Annotated in this window: 2 protein-coding genes; both read left to right on the top strand. The window is 70.8% G+C overall.

The window, feature by feature from the left end; genetic code table 11:
* Nucleotides 1-39 precede the first annotated feature (39 nt).
* Entirely contained in the window at nucleotides 40-1,584 is a 1,545-nt protein-coding gene (locus EF903_RS30620) for an APC family permease (RefSeq protein ID WP_125548242.1), read from the top strand.
* A 232-nt stretch (nucleotides 1,585-1,816) separates the two neighbouring features.
* Nucleotides 1,817-3,253, top strand: a complete 1,437-nt coding sequence (locus EF903_RS30615) for an amino acid permease (RefSeq protein ID WP_125548241.1) — start codon at nucleotides 1,817-1,819, stop codon at nucleotides 3,251-3,253.
* Nucleotides 3,254-3,291 lie beyond the last annotated feature (38 nt).

Raw genomic sequence — 3,291 nt, 5'->3', positions numbered from 1 at the left:
CGACCCCCCTGCTCGACCTTCCCCCGAAAGGACCCCCGCATGGCGACGGGCAGATCCACCGCGCTCGGCACCCCGCCCGAGATCCGGACCTACAAGGGCCAGGACCGCGCCCTGCGCGCCGGCCGCCTCGGCACCGCCGGCCTGCTGCTCTCTGTACTGGCCGCGAGCGCCCCGCTGATGGTCGTCGCCGGCGTGATGCCCACCACGTTCGGCGTGATGGGCATCGTCGGACAGCCGCTGCTCTTCGTGATCCTCGGCCTCGTGCTCGCCCTCTTCAGCGTCGGCTACGCCGAGATGAGCCGGCACGTCCACAACGCCGGCGCCTTCTACGCGTACATAGCCCGCGGCCTCGGCCCCACCGCGGGCACCGGCGCCTCGCTCGTCGCCCTCGTCGCGTACAGCGCGATGCAGGTCGGCGTGTACGGCATCCTCGGCTTCGAGGTCTCCGGCCTCTTCGCCACCTACCTGGACACCGAGCTCGCCTGGTGGATCCCCGCCCTCGCCGCCGTCGCGCTGACCGGCGGCCTCGGCTGGCTGAAGATCGACCTGAACGCCCGCGTCCTCGGCGTCCTGCTCCTGATCGAGTGCGTCCTCGTCGTGATCTTCGACGTCGCCGCCCTCGCCGAACCCGGTCCCGAGGGCGTCTCCCTGCACGCCTTCGACCCCGCCACCCTCGGCGGCGCGGGCCTCGGCACCGCCCTGTGCTTCTGCATCGCCGCGTTCGTCGGCTTCGAGCAGTCCCCGGTCTACGCCGAGGAGACCAGCCGGCCGCACATCGTCGTCTCCCGCGTCATGTTCCTCGCGGTCGGCTTCGTCGCCCTCTTCTTCGCGGTGAGCTCCTGGGCCCTCACCGTCGCCACCGGCCCCTCCGAGGTCGTCAAGGCCTCAGCGGAGGCAGGCCCCGGCCTGCTCTTCCAGCTCACCGAGGCCCGCCTCGGCGGCACGTTCACCGACGTCCTGCACGTCCTGTTCGTCACCGGCATCTTCGCCGCCATGATCAGCTTCCACAACGTGGTCGCCCGCTACGCCTTCGCGATGGGCCGCGAGGGGCTGCTCCCGGCCGCCTTCGGCCGGACCAACCCCGGCACCGGAGCGCCCGCCACCGGCTCGCTGATGCAGACCGCCGTCGCCGCCCTCGTCGTCCTCGCCTTCGCCGTGACCGACGACAACCCGCCGGGGGACCCCACCGCGCCGGTCCTGCACCTGTTCACGTGGATGGGCAGCGTCGGCGCCCTCGGTGTGACGCTCCTCATGTCGGCCGCCTCGTTCGCCGTGATCGCCTTCTTCGTCCGCCGGGGCACCGCGGGCGCCCAGCTGTGGCGGCTCGTCGCCGCCGGGCTCGCCGGCACCGCCCTGCTCGGCATCGCCGTGTACACGGTGAAGGACTTCGGCGTCCTCGTCGGCGCCGGGGAGGGATCGGTCCTCGGCTGGCTGCTGCCCGCGGTCATCGGCCTCGCCGCCGCCGGCGGCCTCGCGTACGGGGCCGTGCTGCGCGCACGCCGCCCCGAGGTGCACGCCAGGATCGGCCTCGGCAACGAGGCCTTCCGCCTCGACCAGGCGGCCGGGACCGAGCCCCGCGCCTGATCCCCGCTCCACCGGGGCTTCCGCCCTCGCTTTCAGCCCCGCACAAGGCCCCCGACGACCGTTTCGAAGGTCGTCGGGGGCCTTCGTCTGCGGGGCCTGGTTTTGGCCATGGCCGACGCTCATGGTCTCCTATGGCGACAAAAACTCCCGGACCCCCGCACAGGTGACACCACCCGGCTCCCGCGTGCGGCGGCCCGACCTGCCTGTCCCACCCACGAAGGCGAAGTCCCACATGAGTGACCGCACCTTGACCGAGGCCCCGGCCACGGCGTCCTCCAGTCACGTCGACGCAGGTGACGAGGGTTACAGCAAGGACCTCAAGTCCCGCCACATCAACATGATCGCCATCGGCGGGGCGATAGGCACCGGCCTCTTCCTCGGCGCGGGCGGCCGGCTCGCGGGTGCGGGACCCTCCCTGGCCATCGCCTACGCCGTGTGCGGCGTCTTCGCGTTCTTCGTCGTCCGTGCGCTCGGCGAGCTCGTCCTGTACCGCCCGTCCTCCGGCGCCTTCGTCTCGTACGCGCGCGAGTTCATGGGGGAGAAGGGCGCCTACACGGCCGGCTGGCTGTACTTCCTGAACTGGTCGACCACCACCGTCGCGGACATCACGGCCGCCGCGACCTACGCTCACTTCTGGTCGATGTTCACCTCCGTGCCGCAGTGGGTGCTCGCCCTGATCGCGCTCGCCGTCGTCCTGACCGCGAACCTGATCTCCGTGAAGTACTTCGGCGAGATGGAGTTCTGGTTCTCGCTGGTCAAGGTCGCAGCCCTCGTGATCTTCCTGCTCGTCGCGATCTACCTGGTCGCCACCAGCCACGACATCGGCGGCCACACCCCGGGCCTGTCGACGATCACCGACAACGGCGGCCTCTTCCCGTCCGGTGTCCTGCCGATGCTCCTGGTGGTCCAGGGCGTCGTCTTCGCGTACGCCTCCGTCGAGCTGTGCGGCGTCGCCGCGGGCGAGACGAAGAACCCCGAGAAGATCATGCCGAAGGCGATCAACTCGATCATGTGGCGCGTCGGCCTGTTCTACGTCGGCTCGGTCGTCCTGCTGGCCATGCTCCTGCCGTACACCGCCTACTCCGCCGACCAGAGCCCCTTCGTCACGGTCTTCGACAAGCTCGGCATCCCCGGCACCGCCGGCATCATGAACCTCGTCGTGCTGACCGCCGCCCTGTCCAGCCTGAACTCCGGCCTGTACTCCACCGGCCGCATCCTGCGCTCGATGGCCATGTCCGGCTCCGCCCCGAAGTTCACCGCCCGCATGAACAAGGGCAAGGTCCCCTACGGCGGCGTCCTGTTCACCGCCGCCTTCGGCCTCGCCGGCGTCGGCCTGAACTACCTGATGCCGAAGGACGCCTTCGAGCTCGTCCTGAACTTCGCCTCGCTCGGCATCCTCGGCACCTGGGCCATGGTCATGCTCTGCTCGCTGCTGTTCTGGCGGCGCTCCCGGCAGGGCCTGGTCGAGCGGCCTGCCTACCGCCTGCCCTGGTCCCCGTACACCCAGATCGTCACCCTGGTGTTCCTGTTCACCGTGCTCGTGCTGATGTGGTGCGACGGCGGAGTGGGCCGCACCACCGTCATGTTCGTCCCGGTGATCGGCGCGATGCTGGTCATCGGCTGGTTCCTGGTCCGCCGCCGCGTGGCGAAGATCGCCGCCGGCCGCTGACACCCCCGCCCCCGAAGGACCCCGCCCGACGGCGGGGT

The organism is Streptomyces sp. WAC05292 (genome assembly GCF_003949955.1).
Classification (GTDB): Bacteria; Actinomycetota; Actinomycetes; order Streptomycetales; family Streptomycetaceae; genus Streptomyces; species Streptomyces globosus.
This window is presented reverse-complemented; position numbering and strand designations above follow the sequence as displayed.